Here is a 19,772-nt window from a genome sequence, read left to right as displayed (position 1 = left end):
TATGGTCCGCAGGCTCTTCCCGTGTTGCTCTGTATCCGTGATGGGGTATCACTGTGATCGCTTTGCCGTACCACAGGTGGAACGGTCCGGATCGACCCCTCTGGGGAGGAGGTACTGACCGTGGCCTCGGGCCCCCACGAGCGCGACCGCCGGCGCGCCGCCGACGAGCAGGACGCGCCGGGTGCGCGGGAGTCGCGACGCCCTGCGGCGACCCCTCCCACGCCCCCGTCCGCCTCCCTGCCCCCGCCGGAGCTGCACCACCGGCCGCCCGCCCCGTCACCGTGGGCGCTGCCTCCATTCGCCGCCCCCATACCTGAGGACGCCATACCCGAGGACGCGGGCGACCCGGACTTACACGACCCGGACTTACGCGGCCCGGACTTACACGGCCCGGACTTACGCGGCGGTCAGCCGGGCGGCGGCCGGGATCGGCCCGCGGACCCGTCCGCCACGCCGGACGCCTGGGCGCCGCGCCCCACGGCGGACGACCCACGCGACCGCGGTCCCCGGGCCGGGCGCAGGCCGTACGCGGCGCCCTACGGAACAGGGGAGCACGGGCCAGGGGAGCACGGAACAGGGGAGCAGGGGACGCAGGAACCGCGCCACAGCCGCTCCACCCCACGAAGTCCCGGAGATCCCGGTGAGCCGGGCGACGCGGGGCCGCCCGGCCCCGCGCCCACCTCCACGACCTGGCACGGCGAGGGTGCCAGGTCGGCGGGGGAGGCGGCGCCCCCGTCGCAGGAGGAGGGCCGGCCCCGCCGGATCGTGAACCGGCCGGACAAGCTGGTCGCCTCCGGCCCGCCCCGGTCGAGGCGTGCCCAGATTCCGCGGGAGAACCCGGACGGGCCGGGCGCCCCCGAGATCGACACTCCCCCGTCGAGGCCGCTGCGCGAGCAGGCCCCCGGCGATCAGGATCGCGACGATCAGGGTCGCGACGAGCGGGGGGAGCACGTCTGGGCGCACACGCCGCCCGAGCCCGCCTCGCGTCACGGCTTCGGGTGGCCGTACGAGCCCGCGGAGCCGCGTGAGGCCGGGGAGTCCGGCGGCATCCGCATGAGCCCCGAGATCCCGGTCGAGCCCGAGCCCGAGCACGAGCACGGGCCCGAGCACGAGGGGCCGGGGAGCCGCCAGGATGAGCCGGTCGAGCGCATCGGGCGCCCGCCCGGGGGCCGTCCGGCCCGGCGCGACGTGCTCGTGGCCGTCGGCCCGCCCCGGCCGGGCGGCGGACGCCGCCACAGGCGGGTGCTGCCGGTCCGGCGGTTCTCCCCCCGGTTACCCGTACGGCTTCCCCGGCTGGTTCCCGCGGCGGTGGTCGCCGTGGTCCTCGTCGCGGCCGCCGCGCTGGGCGTGGCCGTCGTCAGGTGGTGGACCGGCGGCCCGTCCACGGCCGGGCTGCGCCTCGCCGCAGGTGACGGCCAGTCGGGCGACGCGGCGTTCTCCGCGCCCGGCCTGCCGGGCAACGGCTCCAGCCAGGTGCTCAACGCGTTCGCGGCGGCGGGCGCGACGGTGGTGGCGGCGGGCAGCGACACGACGAGTCCTCTCGCCCGGCCGCTGTTCCTCGTGTCCGCCGACGGCGGTGAGCACTGGCAGACGGGCCGGGTGGCCGACGCCCCGGGGTACGAGTCCGCGCCCGGTGCGGTCGGCAGGGTCGCGGGCGGCGACGGCCGCTGGCTCGCCGTCGGAACCGACGCGCCCGGCTCCGTGGGCCCGGCCTCGCGCGGCATGTGGGTCTCCTCCGACGGCCGGTCCTGGACGGCGGTGGACCCCGCCAGGCTGACCGCGTTCTGGAGCCAGGACAGGATCACCGACGTGGCGCGGACCGCGACCGGTTTCCTGGCCGTGGGCGCCACGACCCTGCGCGACGGCACGGCGGGCCCGGTCGCCTGGACGTCACGCGACGGCATCGGCTGGACGAGGGTGGACACCGACCAGATCGGCACCCCCGACAAGGTCCGCACCATGCGGGCGGTGGCCGCCCGGGGCGACCGGGTGGTGGCACTGGCCGACGCGGGCTCCGGCAACCAGGGCTCCGACAACCAGGGCTCCGGCGACTCGACCTCGATCGTCCTTCGCTCCGACGACGGCGGCCGCACCTGGTTGCGTACGGCCGCGGCCCTGGCGGGCGTACGGCCGGAGCCCGGCGCGCTGGCCGCCACCGGCAAGGGCTTCGTGCTCGTGCCGACCCGGCAGAAGTCGGACGGCGGCGAGGTCCGGGTCTACTGCTCCCCGGAGGGCGCCGAATGGACCCAGTGCGGCACGATCGGGCCGCTCGGCGCGGAGGGGACGGGCGTGCGCGGCCTGGCCGCGTCGGCGGCGGGTGTCGCGGCGGTCGCCGAGTCGGCCTGGGAACGGTACGCCGTCTACACCAGCCAGGACGGGCACAAGTGGACCAGGAGCGCCGACCTCGGCGCCATCCCCGGGACGCTGCGCGGGCTGGCCGTCACCGACGCCGGGGTCCTCGTGGCGGGCGGCGACAAGCGCGGGCCGGGCGACGTCGAGAACCTGCCCGTGCTGATAACCGCGGGGAAGGGCGAGGCGGCCCGCGCCGTGCCGCTCAAGGAGATCGCCGGACTCAACCGGACGGCCAGGGACATCGCGGACGTCGCCGCCGCCGGAGGCGCGTTCGTCGCCGTGGGCTCGGCCAACGGCGACGCCGCGATCTGGACGAGCGGCAACAACGGAGCCAACTGGAAGGACGCGGCGTTCCCCGACCTGCTGGGCGGGCCTGGACGCCAGGCGCTCGGCGGCGTGGCGCACGGACCCAGGGGATGGCTGGCCGTCGGCAGCACGACGACCGACCCGGCGGTGACCCGGCCGCTGCTGGTCACCTCGGCCGACGGGAAGAGCTGGCGGCCCGGTCCCGCGATCGAGGTGCCCGCGGGTCACTTCCTGCTCGCGCCGGGCGTGGTGGCCGCCGGGCCGAAGGGCTACGTCCTTGCGGGGGAGGACCGGTCCGCGACCGGGACGCTGCCCGCCCTGTGGTTCAGCCCCGACCTCAAGCGGTTCACCCGTTCCGCGCCGGGGAGCATGCCGGCCGGAGGGGCGGGCGTGCGCCTGCACGACGTCACGGCGACGCCCCACGGGTTCATGGCGGTCGGCGGGTCCGGCACCGCCGACCGCGAGACGGGAGTGGCCTGGGTCTCCTCCGACGGCCTCAACTGGAACGCGCGCGGCCGGATCCTGCCGCCGGACGCGACCTCGGCCGGGCTGCGCCACGTGGCCGTGACCGAGGCCGGCGTGGTGGTCGTCGGCACCGCGATGACCGAGGACGGCCCCCGCCCGTTCTCCGCGCTGTCCACCGACGACGGCGCGAGCTGGGAGTACGGCACGCTGCCCGCCGACGCCGCCGCCTCGGTGCTCGACGTCACCGCGACCGGGCGGGGACTGGTCGCCGTCGGATCACACCGGTCGTCGGCGGAGGACGGTGAGGGCGACAGCGCGGCCTGGGTCTCCGAGAACGGGGTCGACTGGTCGCGCCAGGCGCTCACCCAGGACGGCCTCGGCGGTCAGGGGTCGCAGTGGCTGGGGGCGGTGGCGGTCTCCGGTGACCGGGTCGTGGCCGTCGGCGGATCGGCCGGGTCCGCCGATGATCACTTGACGATCTGGCGCAGCACGGTCACACGGCGATGATCCCCCATGCGGTGAGGGCGTCCGCGAGGCCGTCGGTCAACGGGAGCCGTGCCAGATCGGACGGCGCCCACCAGCCGGCGTCGGCGGCGTCGTCCCCGGCGACCGGCACGCCCGAGGCCGTCGCGACGTAGTCGTGGATCTCGTAGGTCGCGCCGCCGGGAGCGGGCCGCAGCACGGTTCCCGCGAGCCGCACGACGGTGACGTCGAGGCCGGTCTCCTCGCGCAGCTCGCGGCGCAGCGCCTGCTCATCGGTCTCGCCGGGCTCGACCCTGCCGCCCGGCAGCGACCACAGCCCCTCGCCGGGAGGGCGGCCCCGCCGCACCAGCAGGAGACGCCCTTCGGCGTCGGCGACGATCGCCCCCACACATCTGATGCACCGCACATCACCAAGATTACGACTAGATAACGGGCAGACTCTTGACGTATGGACATCACGGAAGCACCGTGAATATTTGTGAGAACCGCGCCAACTTGTCCGCGGTGCTTCGGGCCGCTGCACGAACCTAACGTCTGGTCGAGTTCCTGGCGTTGTGACGCCCACGGGGACGTCCTGCCCCTCCAGCCGCCCCGGCGGCCCTCGCAGGCCGCTCTGGAGGCCCTGTGCGAGGCGGCCAGGGTGCCCGTCTGGCTCCCGTGGCCGCTCCCTTCCGGATGGCTGGTGACCGGCTTCGCCGAGGTGGGTGACGAGCGCACCGGTGTCAGGGCGAGCGTCGTCGCGCTCGCCGGCCCGTCGGTCACCCACGGTCCCGCCGACATGCTCCTCATCGCGGAAGAACCCGGCATCGGTCTCGGCGCCGCGTACGCCGGGCTGCCGGGCCCGGACCCCGGCGCGGGCTTCGACGCCGGGCCGCCGCACGCCAAGATCGATGCGCGTGGCCATCCGACGGCGCTGTGGTGCGCGGGGCGGGGAGTGCCGGGGGACCGGGCCGTCTACGTGGGCGAGGCCCTCGGCAACTGGCTGTGGACGGTCGCCTGGCCGGTCGAGGCCGGCTGCTTCATCGCGCTGGCCAACCTGTCGCTGCGCGACCTGCGGGACCAGGACCAGGCGCTCGACCTGCCCTTCGGCGCCTTCTCGCCGCGTTTGGACGGAGAGGGATAGTAAGGTTCTGAGCCGTGACAGCGCGTATCGAACGAGTGGTGAGCTCGGGCCTGGTGGACATCGAGGGCGACGAGCACAAGGTCGAGAACAACACCTGGATCGTGGGCGACGACGACGAGGTGATCGTCATCGATCCGGCGCGGGACGCCGACAAGATCCTTGAGAAGGTCGGCGACCGCGAGGTCCTCGCCGTCATCTGCACCCACGGCCTGCCCGACCACGTGGGCGCCGCGATCGAGGTGGCGGCCAGGGACGAGGCCGTGATCGCGGTGCACCCCAAGGACAAGCGCCTGTGGCGGCAGACGTGGGAGGAGACCTGGCCCGACATCGACATGGAGGACGAGGGACTGTTCTCCGTGGCCGACGTCGAGCTGGAGGTGCTCTCCACGCCGGGTGTCACGCCGGGCGGGGTCTCGCTCTACTGCGAGGGCCTCGGCGCGGTCTTCACCGGCAAGACCCTGCTCATGGACGGCCCCGGCAAGCTCGGCGGGGAGTACCCCGCGCTCGCCGACCAGCTCACCTCGATCGGCGAGCGGCTGTTCACGCTGCCGCACGAGACGAGGGTGCTGCCCGCGCACGGCGAGGAGGGCAAGATCGGCGACCTGGAGCCCGAGTTCGACCGCTGGCTGTCGGGGTCGCTGACCGGCGCCCAGGAGGCCGACCCGGCGATGCCGCTCGTGGACGGCACCGCGGCGTCCGGCATCACGCTGAACCTCGACGAGTAGGGCCGGGGTGTGGGGCAGCCAGAGCAGCTCGGCCTCGACGGCATGCCGAGGCGGCTCTACACATGCACTCCGTCGCGCCTGAACACCTGGCTCGACTGCCGGCGTCGCTACCGCTTCACCTATCTCGACCGGCCCGCGCCCCAGAAGGGGCCCCCGTGGGCGCACAACAGCGTGGGGGCCTCCGTTCACAACGCGCTGGCCGCGTGGTGGCGGGAGCCGTACGACCGGCGTACGCCGGTGATGGCCGCCGTGCTGCTCACCAACGGCTGGATCCGCGAGGGGTTCAGGGACGAGGAGCAGTCGGCCGCGTGGCGGGACCGGGCCCGCGAGATGGTCTCCTCCTACGTCGCCACGCTCGACCCCGGTGACGAGCCGGTGGGCGTCGAGCGCACGGTCGCCACGCGTACGTCGGTCATCGCCGTCTCGGGCCGCGTGGACCGGCTCGACCGGCGCGGGGACGAACTGGTCGTGGTCGACTACAAGACCGGCCGCCGCCCGTCGACCTCCGACGACGCCCGTTCGTCGATCGCGCTGGCCGTCTACGCGATCGCCTCGTCCCGCATGATGCGCCGGGCCTGCCACCGGGTGGAGTTGCACCACCTGCCCACCGGGACGGTCGCGGAGTGGGAGCACACCGACGAGTCTCTCGCCCGCCACCTGCGCAGGGCCGAGGACATCGCGACGGAGGCGGCCGACGCCGACGACGCCTACCGCGAATGGGCCGGGCCCGCCAAGCGCGCCGTTCCGGCGCCGAGACGGGATGACGGCGCGGGGGCGCTCGCGGTGCCGCCCGAGATCGACCGGCTGTTCCCGCCGGAACCGGGCCCCATCTGCTCCTGGTGCGACTTCCGCCGCCACTGCCCCGAGGGGCGGGCCGCATCGCCCGACCGGCTCCCCTGGGACGGCCTGGCCGACACGCCCGGCTCTTCCGGCCTCAGCCCGGCGCAGGGCCGGGATGGCGGCGAGGATCGACCAGCGCCCTGAGGCCCTTGTCGACGTCGTATCCGGCGGCGCCCAGGCGTTCGCGCGAGGCCCGCAGCATCGCTCTGGTGCCCTCGTCCAGCACCTGCTGGTGCACGAAGTCGGGGATCGTGTTCATGGTCAGCCGGAAGGCCCGCAACGCCGCCGTGACCGCGATCTGGGGCACCTCGGGAAGCGCGCCGTACAGGCGGCGGGCCCAGTCGGGCAGCGTGTAGTAGCACAGCGCGCCGAACGGGAAGTAGACCGGCTTGGCCGGGGACAGGAAGCGCATGCTCTCCGGCAGGCGCGGCCAGAGCAGGAACCGCACGGCGGCGGCCGACTCGGGGATGACCCGCAGGACCGGCCGCATCCGGGCGAAGTAGTCGTCCATCTCGCCGACGGAGCCGGGCACGTCGTCCGCGTGGAGCCCGACGTACATGGCGCTGCGCCGCTGCTCCGCGAGGTACTCGTCGGCCTGCCGGTCGGTGATCGGGGCGCCCGCGCGGCGGACGACCTCCAGGTAGGACATGACCTCCGCGCAGTGGACCCACAGCAGCAGCTCGGGGTCGTCCACCCGGTGCGTCCTGCCCGTGTCGGGGTCGCGGATGCGCAGGGCCCGGTGGATCGCACGCACCCGCCTGCCGATCGCCTCGGCCTCCTCCGGACTGCCGTACGTCACGCGGCCCACGAAGTCGGCGGTACGGCGCAGCCGCCCGAAGGGGTCCTCCCGGAAGTTGGAGTTCTGCCACACGCCCCGCATCGCCAGCGGATGCAGGGCCTGCAGCATCAGGCCGCGTACGCCGGCCACCCACATGGTCCGGTCGACGTGGACCAGCCATGTCACGGACTCGGGAGGCTGGACGGTCGGGCCGCCGTTGCCGGGCATGGCGACCGGGTCATCCATGCTGGTGCTGGAGCAGCCGGCTCTCGGCCGCGTTCCAGAAGCGGGTCAGGGCCGCCGCGGTGGTCTCGGGGGCCTCGACGGCCGGCGAATGGAGCGCCCCCGGGACCACGACGCACTCCGCGTCGAGCCGGCGGGCCATCTCGGCCTGCAGCGGCGGCGGCCAGCCGTCGTCGTGCTCGCCGTACAGGACGAGGAGGTCGAGCCCGCACCGGGCCAGCTCCGCACAGCGGTCGGGGGCGTCCAGGACCTCCTCCGCCATGGCGAGGAGACCGGCCGGATGATTGGCGAGCAGCCGCTTGCGCAGGAACGCGACGATGTCATCGGGGATGCCCGCGGCCAGCGCGTCGGGCTCCATCCTGTTCGACCACATGTACTCGAGGCCGTACTCCGGAAGCTCGGCCAGCAGGACCCGGCCCATTCGCTCCCGCGGCCCGACGATGCCCGCCGGCCCCGAGCTCATGAGCGTCAGCGAGGCGAGCTTGGCGGCGTCGTTCAGCGCCGCCTCCCGGGCGACCAGCCCGCCGAAGGAGTGCCCCAGCAGGTGGACGGGCTCACCCTGGCCCACCTCCGCCGCGATCGCCTCGATGTCCGCGCCGAGGGCCCCGCAGGTGTACGCCGCCGGATCGTCCGGGCCCGGCGTCTCGTACTGCCCGCGCATGTCCACCGCGATCACCTTGCGGCCGGCCTGCGCCAGCGTCTGCAGCACGGCGATGAAGTCCTCCTTCGACCCGGTGAGACCGGGGACGAGAAGGGCGGGCCAGCGCTCGGGGACACCGCTGACCGGAAGCGCTTCGAGGGCCGCGAACGATCCCAGCGGCGTCTCGATCTGCTCACTGCTGACACCCGGGGGAAGGGTCAGGAACCGTGGCGTGCTCACGAGGCCTCCTCCACCTCACCCCGGATCCCGGGAATCGATGGGCCTGACCGGCCCCACGTCCTGGACCGTCTGCTGAAGGCTCGCTCACTCACGTGGCATCACGATACCCAGGGAAGATCCCGGTGACACTGTCGAAGTGACTACGCCGGTTTCGGACGGTCATTGCGCATGCCTCCTGTCCAGGTCATACCCACTGCGGGGCGAGGCGGCCCCCAAACACGGCGCAGGGAGAGCGCCGGTCGCCCGGTGCCCTCCCTGCCCTTGCGGTCGTGCTCATCGACGAGCGGGCCCGTGCCGGCCCGTCACCCCGTACGGCGAGGCCGCGGCCGGGGCGGGCGGCGCCGCTGCTGGGCGCGCTCGCTCGCGGCGGACGGCGCGGGATCGTCGTCATCGGTCGCGAGGTCGGGAGACTTGAAAATGATCATAAACGGGCTGGCCGGGATGATCCGCTCCGGTTCCGGCTCCGCCTTCGCGGCCGGCCGTTCGACCGGTTCGTCGTCGGCGACCTCGCTCGCGAGCGCCTCCACGGCCGGCTCCCGCGCCACGAGCGCCTGGTCGGCGGTGTCCGCGGCGCGGGTCCTGCGGCGGCGGGCCGGGCGATCCTCCGCCGGCTCCTCCGGGAGCGCCCGCCCGGCGGTGTCCGCGGCGCGCGTTCCGCGGCGGGTGGTCCTGCGGGCGGGTGCCGCCTCCGGCTCCGGCCCGTCACCGGGCCGCGTGGCCTCCCCGCTCACCGGAGCCTCGGCGTGGTCCTCCACGCCGCCCTCCGTGCCGTCCTGCCGGGGCCGTACGGCCTCGGCGTCGGCCAGCGCGCCGCTCAGGGCCGCCGTGTTGGCGCCCCTGCGCCCACGGCGCGTCGGCGAGGCCTCGGCGGCCGGGGCCTCCACGGGGCTCTCCAGAGGGCTCTCCACAGGGCCTTCCAGGGAGGTTTCCACCGGAGCCGGCGCCTCGGTCTCCCCGGAGGAGAGCCCGTCGGCGTCGTGAAGGCGTCCCCCACGGGTCCGTCGCCGCTCGCGGGTGCGGGCGGGGCGCTCACGGCGCTCCTCGGTGTTGTCGCGGGCGTCGCCGCGACGGGACTTGCCGCGGGAGCGGGAGCGCCCGGTCTCGCCGAGGTCCTCCAGCTCCTCGGCCTCCAGCCCCGCCCGGGAGCGCTGGGCGCGCGGCAGCACGCCCTTGGTCCCCTCGGGGATGTCGAGGTCGGCGTACAGGTGCGGGGAGCTCGAATAGGTCTCGACGGGATCGGAGAAGTCCAGCGAGAGGGCGTTGTTGATGACCTTCCAGCGGGTCAGCTCGGTCCACTCGACGAAGGTCACCGCGACGCCGGTGCGGCCCGCCCGGCCGGTACGGCCGATCCGGTGGACGTAGGCCTTCTCGTCCTGCGGGCAGTCGTAGTTGACGACGTGGGTGACGTCGTCGATGTCGATGCCGCGCGCCGCGACGTCGGTCGCCACCAGCACGTTGATCTTGCCGCTGCGGAACGCCCGCAGCGCCTGCTCGCGCTGGCCCTGGCCGAGGTCGCCGTGGACGGCCGCCACCGCGAAGCCCTTGTCCTTGAGCTGCTCGGCGACCATGTCGCAGGCCCGCTTGGTCTCACAGAACACCATCGTGAGCCCGGCGCCCCTGCTCTGCAGCAGACGGGCCACGATCTCGATCTTGTCCATGCGGTGCGTGCGGTAGACGTGCTGCGTCGTCAGCGTGGTCGTCTCGGCCTCGGCCGTGCTGCTCTCCGCCCGGACCCGGGTCGGCTGGGTGAGGTAGCGGCGGGACAGGTTGACGATCTCGCCGGGCATGGTCGCCGAGAACAGCATGGTCTGCCGCTCCTCGGGCACGAGCTTGATGATCCGCTCGATGTCCGGGAGGAAGCCGAGATCCAGCATGCGGTCGGCCTCGTCGAGGACGAGCATGGTGATCTGGCCGAGGTCGAGGTGCTTCTGCTTGACCAGGTCGAGCAGCCGCCCCGGCGTGCCGACGATCACGTCGACGCCGGCCTTGAGCGCCTCGATCTGCGGCTCGTACGCGCGCCCGCCGTACACGGTGAGAATGCGCGAGCCCAGCTTGCCGGCGGCGAGGACCAGGTCCTCGGTCACTTGAAGGGCCAGCTCGCGGGTGGGGACGAGGACGAGTCCGCGTGGCTTCTTGCGGTTCTTCCTCGGCTTGCCGACGAGCTGGAGCATGGCGACACCGAAGGCATAGGTCTTGCCCGTGCCGGTGCGCGCCTGTCCGATGACGTCCTGGCCGGCCAGCGCCAGCGGGAGCGCCATCTCCTGAATTGGGAACGGTGAAGTGATGCCCTCGGTCTCGAGCGCATCGGCGATCTCCGGGATGACTCCCAGGTCTCGGAACGTCGTTGTCAGCGTGGCCTGCCTCAATCAATGCGAAGGCGGCCTTCCGGGACATCCGGCCGGCAGATCCTCCCCGGTCCGGGTCCTCGCGGACAGTCGCGCCTTCATCGTGATCAGCGACCGCGGCATCCAGTGGTTCCTGGGGGTCCGGGGGTGGCCCCGGATCGACACAGGGATCGATACGGTGATCGACACCGTACTGATCCACGCAGTGCGGTCGCACTTCCACGAAGCAGTCTACTCGATACCACAACACGGAACCGATTTCTGCGTCTTCTCGCTAAAAGCTCTTGCTGTGTCGCCCGGCGAGCCGAGGGGAGCCCGGTGACGATCGCGGCACCGGAGGGGGAGCCGGGGAGCCGTACGCTGCACCCATGAGTGATTCCTCTCCAGGGGTTGTGGACCTGCTCGGCGTTCTCGCTTACGCCGAGCTCACCGCCTTCCTCAGGCTGGCCGAGGACGCCGCCCTGCTGGCGCCGACGCTCAACGACAGGGCAGCCCTCGGGGACGTGGCCGCGACCGAGTACGGCCACTTCCGGGCGCTGCGGGATCGGCTGGCCTCGCTCGGCGTCGAACCGGAGGAGGCGATGGCCCCCTTCACGGAGGCGATCGACGCCTGGCACGCTCAGACCAAGCCCAGGGACTGGTACGAGGCGCTGATCAAGGCGTACGTCGGCGTGGGGATCGCGGGCGACTTCTACCGTGAGGCGGCGCGTCACACCACTCCCTCGATCAGCGCCCTGGCGGACGATGTGCTGGCCGACGAGAGCCGCGGGGAGTTCGCGGTGGAGCGGGTGCGCGCCGCGCTGGACGCCGACCCCCGGCTGTGCGGCCGCCTCGCGCTGTGGGCACGCCGCATGGTCGGCGAGGCGCTGAGCCAGGGGCAGAGGCTCGCCGCCGCCCGGCCGCAACTCGCCGCCCTGCTGGTGGGCGAGGAGGGCGAGGACCTGGCGGAGGTCGGGCGGATGTTCGCCAGGCTGACCGAGGCGCACGGCAAGCGGATGGCGGCCCTCGGCCTCACGCCCGGGCCCTAGCCGGCCTGCACGGCTTCCTCCGCGGTCTTCACCGTGTCGAGGTCGTCCGCGACACGGGTGCCCGGCGCACTCGGCTTCGCTGACCTGGCCCGTCTTCCGTGACGGCGGGGACCGGTGGGGCCGGGAGTCCGGTTCGCGCACCGGCCGGTCCGGCGTTCGTGGGTCGCGCACCCGCCAAACGGATGTACGGTGCGAGCATGAGGGCCTCGCGCCGCTACGGCACTTCCTTGACGAGATGTGGGCCGAACAACTGGACTCCGCGTGCGGTGTTGCGGAGAGAAAGCGCGGGCTGCCCGACGATCAGCGGGAGGCGGGATCCCCATCGCGCGGACCTCACCCGCCGCCCCCGCGGATGCGGGTACGGGCGCACCTGAGCCCGCCGCGATCCGGACGGCCGATCGATGAGGCACCCGGCGCAGGGATTCAACAGGACCAGCCACCCCGGCGGCGCGCCTGATCGGTGCGCCGCCGGCGGGCCTGCCTCGGCCGGGAAACGCTAGAGCGTCCCGCCGAAGCCGACGGGGCGCGTCTCGTCCTCGCCGATCTCGACGAATCCGAGCGAGGCGACGGGGACGACCACTCGGCGGCCCTTGGTGTCGGTGAGCGAGAAGACCCCCCGGTCGGAGGCGAGCGCCTTGCGGAGTTCCTCCTCGATATCCTCGGCCGACAGGTCGGTCTCCACGACGAGCTCACGGTGCACCGACTGCACGCCGATCTTTATTTCCATCGGGCTCCCCTTTCGCGAGGGCTGGGTCCCTACCCATCGTCGTCGCCCGCGGAGAACGGCGAGCCCTTTGATCGCGTGGAGCGAACAGGATTCCGGTCAGCCGGTGCGGGGGAAACCGCTGATGCCGCGCCAGGCCAGGCGCGCCATCAGCTGCGTCGCCGCCTCCTTGGGAATCGAGCCGTGGCTGCTCAGCCAGTAACGCGCGCTCACCTCGGCCATGCCGACCAGGCCGACGCCGAGCAGGTGCGCCTCGTCGCTGGAGCAGCCGGTGTCCTCCTGGATCACCCGGCTGATCGCCTCGGCGCTTTCGTACAACGAACGCTCCATGCGCTGCCGTACGGGCGCGACGTTGCGCAGGTCGGATTCGAAGACGAGCCGGAAGGCCTCGCCCTGGCTGGAGACGAAGTCGAAGAAGGCGCCGATGGCGGCCTGCACCCGCTGCTTGTTGTCGGTGGTGGACTCGAGCGCCTGCCGGCACCGGGTCACCATGTCGTCGACGTGCAGGTCCAGCAGCGCGAGATACAGCTCCAGCTTGCCCGGGAAGTGCTGGTAGAGCACCGGCTTGCTCACACCGGCCCGCTCGGCGATCTCGTCCATCGCCGCCGCGTGGTAGCCGTTCTCCACGAACACTTCCTGTGCCGCGCTCAGCAGCTGGCGGCGGCGGGCCATCCGGGGTAGCCGGGTGCCCCGGGGCTTGGCGTCCGGGGTAGCGGTCACGGCAGTCTCCTTGCAAGGCGCATCGGGGGCTCCCGCCCCGGGGCCTCATCCTACGTGTCGGTAACTCGGATCAGCGATAGTCCTCGTCGTCGAGGTCGACCGTGCGCTCCTGTTCGGTCACGTCGGCCGGGTCGGCGTCGAACGGGACGTGCTCGGGCCAGCGCCGGTCGTCGGGCACGTTGACGAGCTGGTGCTGCTCGACCGCGTCGGCCTCCGGCGCCTCGATCGAGATCTCCCCGACCACCTCGTCGAGGGGGTCCATCTCGGCCATCTGCTTGTCCTTCCGTTCGAAGGTCGGCTGCGACAGGTTCAACACTACGGCCAGGGCGGCCGCCGGGCTAAGCGGTGAGGGGTCCCAACAGGTCTCCGTGTTCCGCCACGCGCTCCAGCACGTCAGGTGCCGTGAACACCAACTGGTCCGGGCTCTCGCACGCCTCGACCTCCTCCCACAGCAGGGGGGTGGACGCGGTCGGTCTGCGCGCGGCGCGCAGCGAGTACGGCGCGACCGTCGTCTTGGCGGGATTGTTCTGGCTCCAGTCGATGAAGACCTTGCCCGGCCGCTCCTTCTTCGCCATCACGCTGGTCACGAATGGATGCTCCGCCTGCATCCGCCGGGCGAGCGCCTTGGCATAGCCGGATGTGCCGGGTCCGCGGTCCCAGGGGACGTAGACCTGCATGCCCTTCTGGCCGCTGGTCTTGGGGTGGCTTTGCAGGCCGTCGTCGGCCAGGGCCCGCCGCAGCAGGACGGCGACGCGGCAGCAGTCGGCGATCGTGGCGGGGGCGCCGGGGTCGAGGTCGAAGACCAGGGTGTCGGGCGGCTGCGGTTCCCCGTCCTTGGCCACCCGCCACATGGGCACGTGGATCTCCAGGGCGGCCAGGTTGGCGTAGTACACGAGCGTGGGCAGGTCGTCCACGAGCGCGAAGTCGATCTCCTCGCGGTTCTTGGTGCTGCCCGGCGCGGGCAGGGTCACCGTACGGACCCACCGGGGGGTGTGCTCGGGCACGTTCTTCTCGAAGAAGAACTGGCCGTCGACGCCGTTCGGATACCGCTTGACCGTGAGCGGACGCCCCTTCAGGTGCGGGAGCAGGACCGGCGCGATCCGGGTGTAGTAGTCGATCACCTCGGCCTTGGTGAACGCGGCGTCGGGATAGAGCACCTTGTCCAGATTGGTCAGGACCAGCAGGCGACCGTCGACCTTCACCCGCACCTTCTCCGTCATCCCTGCCCCTCCCGCCGCACCTCCGCGGCGATCTCGTCGCCACGCACACCTCGGCCGGATGCATCGGGCGTTCCCGGGGATCCGCCTCGGCAGCCGGTCAGAGAAGGGGCTCTGCCCGATCTCGGGCGGCTCAATCAGGCGGAGGAGGTCGCCGGACATCGCCGGCGAATCCGCCCGGAGGGGACTTGTCCGGGAATGGCGAGCATCGGTGCGGTCGGATACGGCACCGCCATAGTGGGTACCTGCCCATGAGGTAACTCCCTTGAATCCCACCATGGCGTTGTTCGAACACAGAGACGAGAATGTGGCTATGCGCAGCATCTGGAAAGGCGCGATCTCGTTCGGTCTGGTCACCATCCCGGTGAAGCTCTATTCGGCGACCGAACAGAAGGACGTGGCGTTCCACCAGGTGCATCGGGAGGACGGCGGGCGGGTCAAGTACAAGCGGGTCTGCTCGATCGACGGGGAAGAGGTGCCGTACTCCGACATCGCCAAGGGGTACGAGCTCGCCACCGGCGAGATGGTCGTGCTGACCGACGAGGACTTCGCCGACCTGCCGCTGACCAGCTCCCGCAGGATCGACGTGCTGCAGTTCACCCCCGCGGAACAGATCGATCCCATCTACTTCGCCAAGTCGTACTACCTGGAGCCGGACGGGCAGGGCGCGAAGCCGTACGTGCTGCTCAGGGACGCGCTGGAGCGCTCGGGGCAGGTGGCGGTCGTGAAGATCGCCCTACGGCAGCGCGAGTCGCTGGCCGCGCTCCGCGTCCGGGACGGCGTCTTCGTGCTGGAGACCATGCTCTGGCCGGACGAGATCCGCGAGGCCGACTTCGGGTTCCTCGAGGAGGACGTCGACGTACGGCCCCAGGAGCTGAAGATGGCCGAGTCCCTGATCGAGACCATGGTGGCGGACTTCGACCCCACCGAGTACAAGGACGCCTACCGGGAGGCGCTGCAGGAGGTCATCGAGGCGAAAGTGGCCGGCAAGGAGGTCGTCGCCCCCGAGGTCCCGGCCGAGGCCGGGCCGGCCGTCGATCTCATGGCCGCGCTGCGGGCCAGCGTCGAGGCGGCCAAGCGGGAGCGTCAGGGCGCCGCCGAGTCGAAGTCGCCCGGCGGGGCCGCCAAGGCCAAGACCGCCGCCTCCGGCACCGCCGCAAAGAAGGCCGCGTCGAACGGCGCGGACGAGGAGGAGAAGGCGCCCAAGAAGCGGAAGACGCGCCGCTCGGCCTGAATCCTGCCCGAGCACCCTGCGGGTCTGTTCTGAGGAGCCCCGGCGGGCGATTCCGCCGGGGCTTACTTCACGGTACGGAAGTGGGCGATCCGTACAGGGCCGCAACTCTCGGCCGTCCGTTCGCCCGGCCGCCCGATTCACCCGCCCGCCCGATCGACACGGAGGTGGCGGCGAAGGCGTGATCAGGGCGGGCCCGGACACGCGGCTTCACGCTGACGGCCCCGTACGGGTGGGCGTCACCCGTCTGTGTCAGTCGTCGTCGTCGCCGTCGATCTCGACGACGGCGTCACCGGATGCGAAGGCCGCGTTGCTGCGGTGGACCTTCTTCTCCTTCTTGAACTTGAAGAAGCGGAAGTCGTTGCGGTTGACGGCCGTGTTACGGCAGCCGCGGCCGCGACGTCCGCAGTGATGACCCCAGCCGTGGCCGGAGTTGCTGGAGATGGTCGGGGTGCTAGGGGTGGCCGCGTGAGCGGCGGTGGTGCTCAGGGCGAGCGCGCCGCCCGTCATTACCGTCCCGACCGCCAGGCTGGTGATGACGTTCCGGAATTTGGGCATTGAGGTCCTCCTCGAAGGATGGAGTGCCCGAGTGCGACATTTCCAGGGACTGCCGGAAATGCCCGGGAGATGTCCTGTATGTCCGACTATCGCCCGTGGCGTCTTAATTGCCGATGCGGCCTGCCGGCAAACTCGGCGGGAGGGGATTTGGGCCGGCGTTGTGCTGTGGCGCCCCGCGTTAGGCGACGGCTGACCTGATCGACGTTCATGCCTGACGCGTTCGGGCGGGATCCGGGGTAGGGCGGGCTCCTGGTCCGCGGCGCGGTGTTGCCAATCCCCGGTTCTCGTGCGCTTCGTACCTTTCTCGGCAGTGTCCGGGCAGTGTCCGGGGGAGAGCGGCGGCGGGCCGTGGGAGGGGGAGACGGCGCGAGGTCCACCGCGTCGTGAGGTGGTGGGCCGTGAGGTGGCGGGCCGGGATCGGGCGCGCAACGGTCAGGGCTCCGGCGAGGATCTCGCCGGAGCCCTTGTCTCATGCCATCCGATGGAGGGTGTTTCCAGGCATCCTGTCGCTCAGCGCGCGGATGCGCTGGAAACACCCGGCTGCACTCACCGGCGCCGTCGTCCCCGGTCGTTGGCGGAGAGGAACGCGTGAGCGGTCCCGCCCACCGGCTTCCGTCACCCGACCGGACGGCGCGGTGTCGCGCGAGGCGTCAGGCCTCGCGGATCAGACGTCGTTGTTGTGGTTGTTGTTGTCCTTGTTGCGGTGATCGCGGTCGTTGCGGTTCCACCAGTCGTTGTTGTTGTGGTCCCACCAGTTCTGGTCGGCCCACCAGTTGTTGTTGAGCCAGTTGAAGTCCTTGTCGTCCTTCTCCTGGAAGCCGAAGGCGACGTCCTTGGCGACGAGGCCGAAGGCGTCGTGCTCAGCCTTGTCGTCCTTGTAGAGGTTCTGGCCCCACCAGTTGTTGGTGTCCCACCAGTTGTTCTGGTTGCGGTCGTTGATGTTGTGGTCGCGGTCGTTGCGCTCCCGGTCGTTGTTCGGGAAGAACGCGTGCGGGAAGTTCTCCTTCTTGTTGTCCTGGGCGATGCCGCCCGTGCTGTCGTCGACGCCGTTGGCCGCGCCGTCCTTGACGATGGGGCGGTCCTCGTTCTTGTTGAAGAAGAAGTCGTTCTTCTTGAAGGGGTTGTCGTCGGCGCTGGCGGCCGTGGCGCCCATGGCGACGGCCCCGCCGACGACCGCGGTGCTGAGCGCGAGCCCGGCGAAAAACTTCTTGAGGTTGGGCATTATGGTTCCTCCCTGACAGGATTCGATTTCGAATTGCCCTGCGTTTATCGGCATTTCCCGTCCGCGTACTGTGGGCGGGATTTCTTCCTGGCTCTCATTGAGCCTTGCTCCCGACGCTAGTTGTGATTTCCTGCCAGGCGGCCCGACAAACTGACGTCTGCTGCTTTTAGTTAATGATTAGCTGCGTATAGGCTTGATTCGATGGATAATGCGCCTTATGTAGTGATAGGTACGATTTGCCCCTCTGGGTGTGGCCGCGACGCTCGGCGAGCGGAGGTGTCGGCATACCCGCATCACGATGCGGCGGGGCTGGCCTGGGAATCTGTGGGCGGCCGGGATCGCGGGCGGGGAGAGGCGTGGAGAGAAGCCGGTGGCGGCGATGACCGCGGTCAGGGGAAAGAGCAGGGCCCCGGCGGAAGCTTCCCGCCGGGGCCCTTGATTGTGACTGTAGGAGGATTGACGGCCGTTCCCATTCAGGCTGCCGTCGCTCGGTGAGCGAGCGGCCGGTCCGTCGGGGAACGTGTCTCTGCACTCAACGGCGCCAGTCCGTGAGCCGGAGTCGGAGACCTCATGGGAGGTCTTCCGGATCCGTCACCTTCTCGGAACGGCGCGATCGTCTCGCAGGAGCCGCTGGACCTGCCCTCTTAGTTCACTCGGTCGTTGTCGTTGCGGTTCCACCAGTTGTTGTCGTTGTTGTTCCACCAGTTGTTGTTGTTCCACCAGTTGTTATTGAACCAGGTGTTGTCCTTGTTCGTCTTGTCCTGGAAGCCGATCGCGACGTCCTTGGCGACAAGCCCGAAGCCGGAGAAGTCGTCCCGCTTGTCGGAGAACGCCCCCTGGTTCCAGAAGTTCTGGTTGTTCCACCAGCAGTTGTCGTCGTTCTGGTTGAAGTTGTGGTTGCGGTCGTTCCTATCGAAGTTGTTGTTGTTCGGGCTGAAGGAGACAGGGAAGACGTTCTCCCGATCACCGCGCTCGCCGATGCCCCGGTTGTCCTGGGCGATGCCGCCCGTGCTGTCGTCGACGCCGTTGGCCAGGCCGTCCTTGACGATGGGACGGTCGATGTCGCTGTGCCTGCCGTCGGCACTGGCGGCACCGGCGCCCAGGGCGAGCGTGCCGCCGACAGCGGCGGTGCTCAGCGCGAGACCAGCGATGATCTTGTGGAGCTTGGACATGCGTGTCCCCCTTGACAGGATTCAGTATCCCTGAATTTGTTTAGGGCATTTCTGAGAGAAATGTCCTTCGGGCTCTTGATTGAGCCCCAACTTCCTGTGCTGTCATGATTTCCAGCTGGCTGGCGTGACAAACGGTCATCTAAGCCTTTTGATCACTAGTTAGACTCTTATGAACTGACTTAGAGGCATTAGAAGAGAAATGTCTCGATTGACCGATTTCTGGCGGGGGTGATCGCGTTCAGGGCTCGGCCGTGAGACGAAAACGGGGGGTGGCGGCCCGAGCGCCTGGGCATTGTGAGCGTCGTCCCGCCCGCGTTCCGCTGCCGCATGGCCGCGGCCCATCCGGCGAAGCCGGGAAAGGCGTTCTGGAGGGCTGTGCACTGTCCGGAACCTGTGCGCGAGTCTGCCGCTTCCGGCTGTGCGTCTGCGGTGTGCGTCTTGAGGCTGATCACCTGGGGGCTGCGCACCCTGAGGGCGGCCCTGGGCCCCGCCCCGCCGTACGGGAAAAAAGTCAGGGCTCCGGCGAGAGTCTCGCCGGAGCCCTTGTCTCTGCTGGATCGAACGGCCGTTCCCGGAGCGCGTAGTGCTCACGGAGCTTTCGACGCCGCGGGAACGTGACTGCGCCTCAGGGCGCCGTTCTCCTGTCAAGGCGGTGGAGGACGGTGTGGCCGACCGTTTCAGTCATCCCTTCACCTGTCAGGATTCCGATCGGCGCGGTCGTCTCACGGGCCGTCGCCGGCCCCGCCTTCTCAGTTGCAGAAGTTGTTGTTGTTGTTGTTGTTCCAGCAGTTGTTCTGGTTGTTGTTCCACCAGCAGTTGTTGTTCCACCAGCCGTTGTTGAACCAGTTGCTGTTGCGGTTGGTCTTGTCGCTGAAGGCGATCGTGGCGCACGGGCCGACGATGGCGAAGTTGGAGTCGCTGTCCAGGTTGTCGCAGAAATTGCTCTGGTTCCAGAAGTTCTGGTTGTTGTTCCAGCAGTTGTTCTGGTTGTTGTTGCACCAGTTGTTGTTGTTCCAGTTCTCGCAGTTGTTGTTGTTGTTACAGTTGAAGGGAACGAAGTTGTTGTTGTTGCAGGGCATGCCGCCCATACCGAAGCTGCCGTCTCCGCAGCCGGCGCTCGCGGCTGTGGCGCTCATGGCGATCGCGCCCCCCGCGATCGCGGCGCCGAGTGCGAGTCCGGCGAGAACCTTCTTGAACTTGGGCATTGCTGTCCCCCTTGGTAAGGATTGGAAGTCCCCGCATCCTTCGATATTTCTCGGTGGAGATTCGAGAGAAATATCTCTATGGCCCCCCGTGGGCCGGGTTCCTGCGATACGTTGATGTCCGGCGACATCACCCGACAAACGCACCCCTGTAGCCT

18 protein-coding genes are annotated in these 19,772 nt (G+C 70.6%); 6 read left to right on the top strand and 12 right to left on the bottom strand.

Annotated features, from left to right (window positions below; all coding sequences use genetic code 11):
* Window positions 1–120: 120 nt before the first annotated feature.
* A complete protein-coding gene (locus AB0O28_RS35435) occupies window positions 121–3,630 on the top strand; it encodes a hypothetical protein (RefSeq protein WP_363646955.1) in 3,510 nt (1,169 codons plus the stop codon).
* Here AB0O28_RS35435 and AB0O28_RS35430 read toward each other — a convergent pair.
* Window positions 3,617–4,012, bottom strand: a complete 396-nt coding sequence (locus tag AB0O28_RS35430) for an NUDIX domain-containing protein (RefSeq protein ID WP_363646954.1) — start codon at window positions 4,010–4,012, stop codon at window positions 3,617–3,619. The genes AB0O28_RS35435 and AB0O28_RS35430 overlap by 14 nt on opposite strands.
* 72 nt (window positions 4,013–4,084) lie before the next feature.
* On the opposite strand from AB0O28_RS35430, the gene AB0O28_RS35425 reads away from it, so the two are divergent.
* The 3 genes from AB0O28_RS35425 to AB0O28_RS35415 are packed head-to-tail and all read left to right on the top strand — an operon-like array spanning window position 4,085 to window position 6,438.
* Window positions 4,085–4,729 (top strand): DUF6758 family protein, encoded by a 645-nt coding sequence (locus tag AB0O28_RS35425; RefSeq protein WP_363646953.1) that lies wholly within the window; start codon window positions 4,085–4,087, stop codon window positions 4,727–4,729.
* A gap of 14 nt (window positions 4,730–4,743) precedes the next feature.
* Window positions 4,744–5,454 carry an MBL fold metallo-hydrolase gene (locus AB0O28_RS35420; RefSeq protein WP_363646952.1) on the top strand — a complete coding sequence of 237 codons (711 nt, stop codon included), beginning with the start codon at window positions 4,744–4,746 and terminating at the stop codon, window positions 5,452–5,454.
* 9 nt (window positions 5,455–5,463) lie between these two features.
* Window positions 5,464–6,438: a PD-(D/E)XK nuclease family protein gene (locus AB0O28_RS35415; RefSeq protein ID WP_363646951.1), complete on the top strand. Its 975-nt coding sequence runs from the start codon at window positions 5,464–5,466 to the stop codon at window positions 6,436–6,438.
* On the opposite strand, the gene AB0O28_RS35410 is transcribed toward AB0O28_RS35415, so the two are convergent.
* The 3 genes from AB0O28_RS35410 to AB0O28_RS35400 all read right to left on the bottom strand — a co-directional run bounded on the left by AB0O28_RS35410 (window position 6,389) and on the right by AB0O28_RS35400 (window position 10,453).
* On the bottom strand, window positions 6,389–7,318 hold the full coding sequence (locus tag AB0O28_RS35410; protein WP_363646950.1) for an oxygenase MpaB family protein: 930 nt from the start codon (window positions 7,316–7,318) through the stop codon (window positions 6,389–6,391). The genes AB0O28_RS35415 and AB0O28_RS35410 overlap by 50 nt on opposite strands.
* Window positions 7,311–8,195: an alpha/beta hydrolase gene (locus AB0O28_RS35405; protein WP_363646949.1), complete on the bottom strand. Its 885-nt coding sequence runs from the start codon at window positions 8,193–8,195 to the stop codon at window positions 7,311–7,313. Before AB0O28_RS35405 ends, AB0O28_RS35410 begins: the two co-directional genes overlap by 8 nt.
* Before the next feature lie 302 nt (window positions 8,196–8,497).
* Entirely contained in the window at window positions 8,498–10,453 is a 1,956-nt protein-coding gene (locus tag AB0O28_RS35400) for a DEAD/DEAH box helicase (RefSeq protein ID WP_363646948.1), read from the bottom strand.
* Window positions 10,454–10,908: 455 nt separating this feature from the next.
* On the opposite strand from AB0O28_RS35400, the gene AB0O28_RS35395 reads away from it, so the two are divergent.
* Window positions 10,909–11,568, top strand: coding sequence for a ferritin-like fold-containing protein (locus AB0O28_RS35395; protein ID WP_363646947.1), 660 nt, complete (start codon window positions 10,909–10,911; stop codon window positions 11,566–11,568).
* 496 nt (window positions 11,569–12,064) lie between these two features.
* Here AB0O28_RS35395 and AB0O28_RS35390 read toward each other — a convergent pair whose 3' ends face one another.
* From AB0O28_RS35390 to ligD, 4 genes are all read right to left on the bottom strand, one after another.
* Window positions 12,065–12,295 (bottom strand): DUF3107 domain-containing protein, encoded by a 231-nt coding sequence (locus AB0O28_RS35390; RefSeq protein WP_363646946.1) that lies wholly within the window; start codon window positions 12,293–12,295, stop codon window positions 12,065–12,067.
* 96 nt (window positions 12,296–12,391) lie between these two features.
* Window positions 12,392–13,012, bottom strand: a complete 621-nt coding sequence (locus AB0O28_RS35385) for a TetR/AcrR family transcriptional regulator (protein WP_363646944.1) — start codon at window positions 13,010–13,012, stop codon at window positions 12,392–12,394.
* Window positions 13,013–13,082: 70 nt separating this feature from the next.
* Window positions 13,083–13,283 carry a hypothetical protein gene (locus AB0O28_RS35380; RefSeq protein ID WP_363646943.1) on the bottom strand — a complete coding sequence of 67 codons (201 nt, stop codon included), beginning with the start codon at window positions 13,281–13,283 and terminating at the stop codon, window positions 13,083–13,085.
* A gap of 67 nt (window positions 13,284–13,350) precedes the next feature.
* The gene (gene ligD / locus AB0O28_RS35375) at window positions 13,351–14,232 is read right to left on the bottom strand and encodes a non-homologous end-joining DNA ligase (RefSeq protein WP_363646942.1); all 882 of its coding nucleotides are present in this window, start codon (window positions 14,230–14,232) and stop codon (window positions 13,351–13,353) included.
* Between the two features lie 310 nt (window positions 14,233–14,542).
* Between ligD and AB0O28_RS35370 the strand changes: the two genes are divergently transcribed.
* A complete protein-coding gene (locus tag AB0O28_RS35370; protein WP_363646941.1) occupies window positions 14,543–15,463 on the top strand; it encodes a Ku protein in 921 nt (306 codons plus the stop codon).
* A gap of 249 nt (window positions 15,464–15,712) precedes the next feature.
* On the opposite strand, the gene AB0O28_RS35365 is transcribed toward AB0O28_RS35370, so the two are convergent.
* From AB0O28_RS35365 to AB0O28_RS35350, 4 genes are all read right to left on the bottom strand, one after another.
* Complete coding sequence (locus AB0O28_RS35365; protein ID WP_363646940.1) at window positions 15,713–16,018, bottom strand: hypothetical protein; 306 nt, start codon at window positions 16,016–16,018, stop codon at window positions 15,713–15,715.
* A gap of 664 nt (window positions 16,019–16,682) precedes the next feature.
* Window positions 16,683–17,240, bottom strand: coding sequence for a hypothetical protein (locus tag AB0O28_RS35360; RefSeq protein WP_363646939.1), 558 nt, complete (start codon window positions 17,238–17,240; stop codon window positions 16,683–16,685).
* Window positions 17,241–17,884: 644 nt separating this feature from the next.
* Window positions 17,885–18,412: a hypothetical protein gene (locus AB0O28_RS35355; protein WP_363646938.1), complete on the bottom strand. Its 528-nt coding sequence runs from the start codon at window positions 18,410–18,412 to the stop codon at window positions 17,885–17,887.
* Between the two features lie 749 nt (window positions 18,413–19,161).
* Window positions 19,162–19,617 carry a hypothetical protein gene (locus AB0O28_RS35350; RefSeq protein ID WP_363646937.1) on the bottom strand — a complete coding sequence of 152 codons (456 nt, stop codon included), beginning with the start codon at window positions 19,615–19,617 and terminating at the stop codon, window positions 19,162–19,164.
* Window positions 19,618–19,772: the final 155 nt, after the last annotated feature.

It is taken from the genome of Microbispora sp. NPDC088329, assembly GCF_040685655.1.
Classification (GTDB): domain Bacteria; phylum Actinomycetota; class Actinomycetes; order Streptosporangiales; family Streptosporangiaceae; genus Microbispora.
The sequence above is the reverse complement of the archived record's forward strand: the minus strand, read 5'-3'. Positions and strand labels throughout refer to the sequence as shown.

What these genes read in the sequence shown, in the direction of transcription:
- AB0O28_RS35365 (WP_363646940.1), bottom strand. Translation starts at nt 16,018, where the DNA reads ATGCCCAAATTCCGGAACGTCATCACCAGCCTGGCGGTCGGGACGGTA.
- AB0O28_RS35360 (WP_363646939.1), bottom strand. Translation starts at nt 17,240, where the DNA reads ATGCCCAACCTCAAGAAGTTTTTCGCCGGGCTCGCGCTCAGCACCGCG.
- AB0O28_RS35410 (WP_363646950.1), bottom strand. Translation starts at nt 7,318, where the DNA reads ATGGATGACCCGGTCGCCATGCCCGGCAACGGCGGCCCGACCGTCCAG.
- AB0O28_RS35380 (WP_363646943.1), bottom strand. Translation starts at nt 13,283, where the DNA reads ATGGCCGAGATGGACCCCCTCGACGAGGTGGTCGGGGAGATCTCGATC.
- AB0O28_RS35400 (WP_363646948.1), bottom strand. Translation starts at nt 10,453, where the DNA reads ATGGCGCTCCCGCTGGCGCTGGCCGGCCAGGACGTCATCGGACAGGCG.
- AB0O28_RS35395 (WP_363646947.1), top strand. Translation starts at nt 10,909, where the DNA reads ATGAGTGATTCCTCTCCAGGGGTTGTGGACCTGCTCGGCGTTCTCGCT.
- ligD (WP_363646942.1), bottom strand. Translation starts at nt 14,232, where the DNA reads ATGACGGAGAAGGTGCGGGTGAAGGTCGACGGTCGCCTGCTGGTCCTG.
- AB0O28_RS35390 (WP_363646946.1), bottom strand. Translation starts at nt 12,295, where the DNA reads ATGGAAATAAAGATCGGCGTGCAGTCGGTGCACCGTGAGCTCGTCGTG.
- AB0O28_RS35370 (WP_363646941.1), top strand. Translation starts at nt 14,543, where the DNA reads ATGCGCAGCATCTGGAAAGGCGCGATCTCGTTCGGTCTGGTCACCATC.
- AB0O28_RS35350 (WP_363646937.1), bottom strand. Translation starts at nt 19,617, where the DNA reads ATGCCCAAGTTCAAGAAGGTTCTCGCCGGACTCGCACTCGGCGCCGCG.
- AB0O28_RS35355 (WP_363646938.1), bottom strand. Translation starts at nt 18,412, where the DNA reads ATGTCCAAGCTCCACAAGATCATCGCTGGTCTCGCGCTGAGCACCGCC.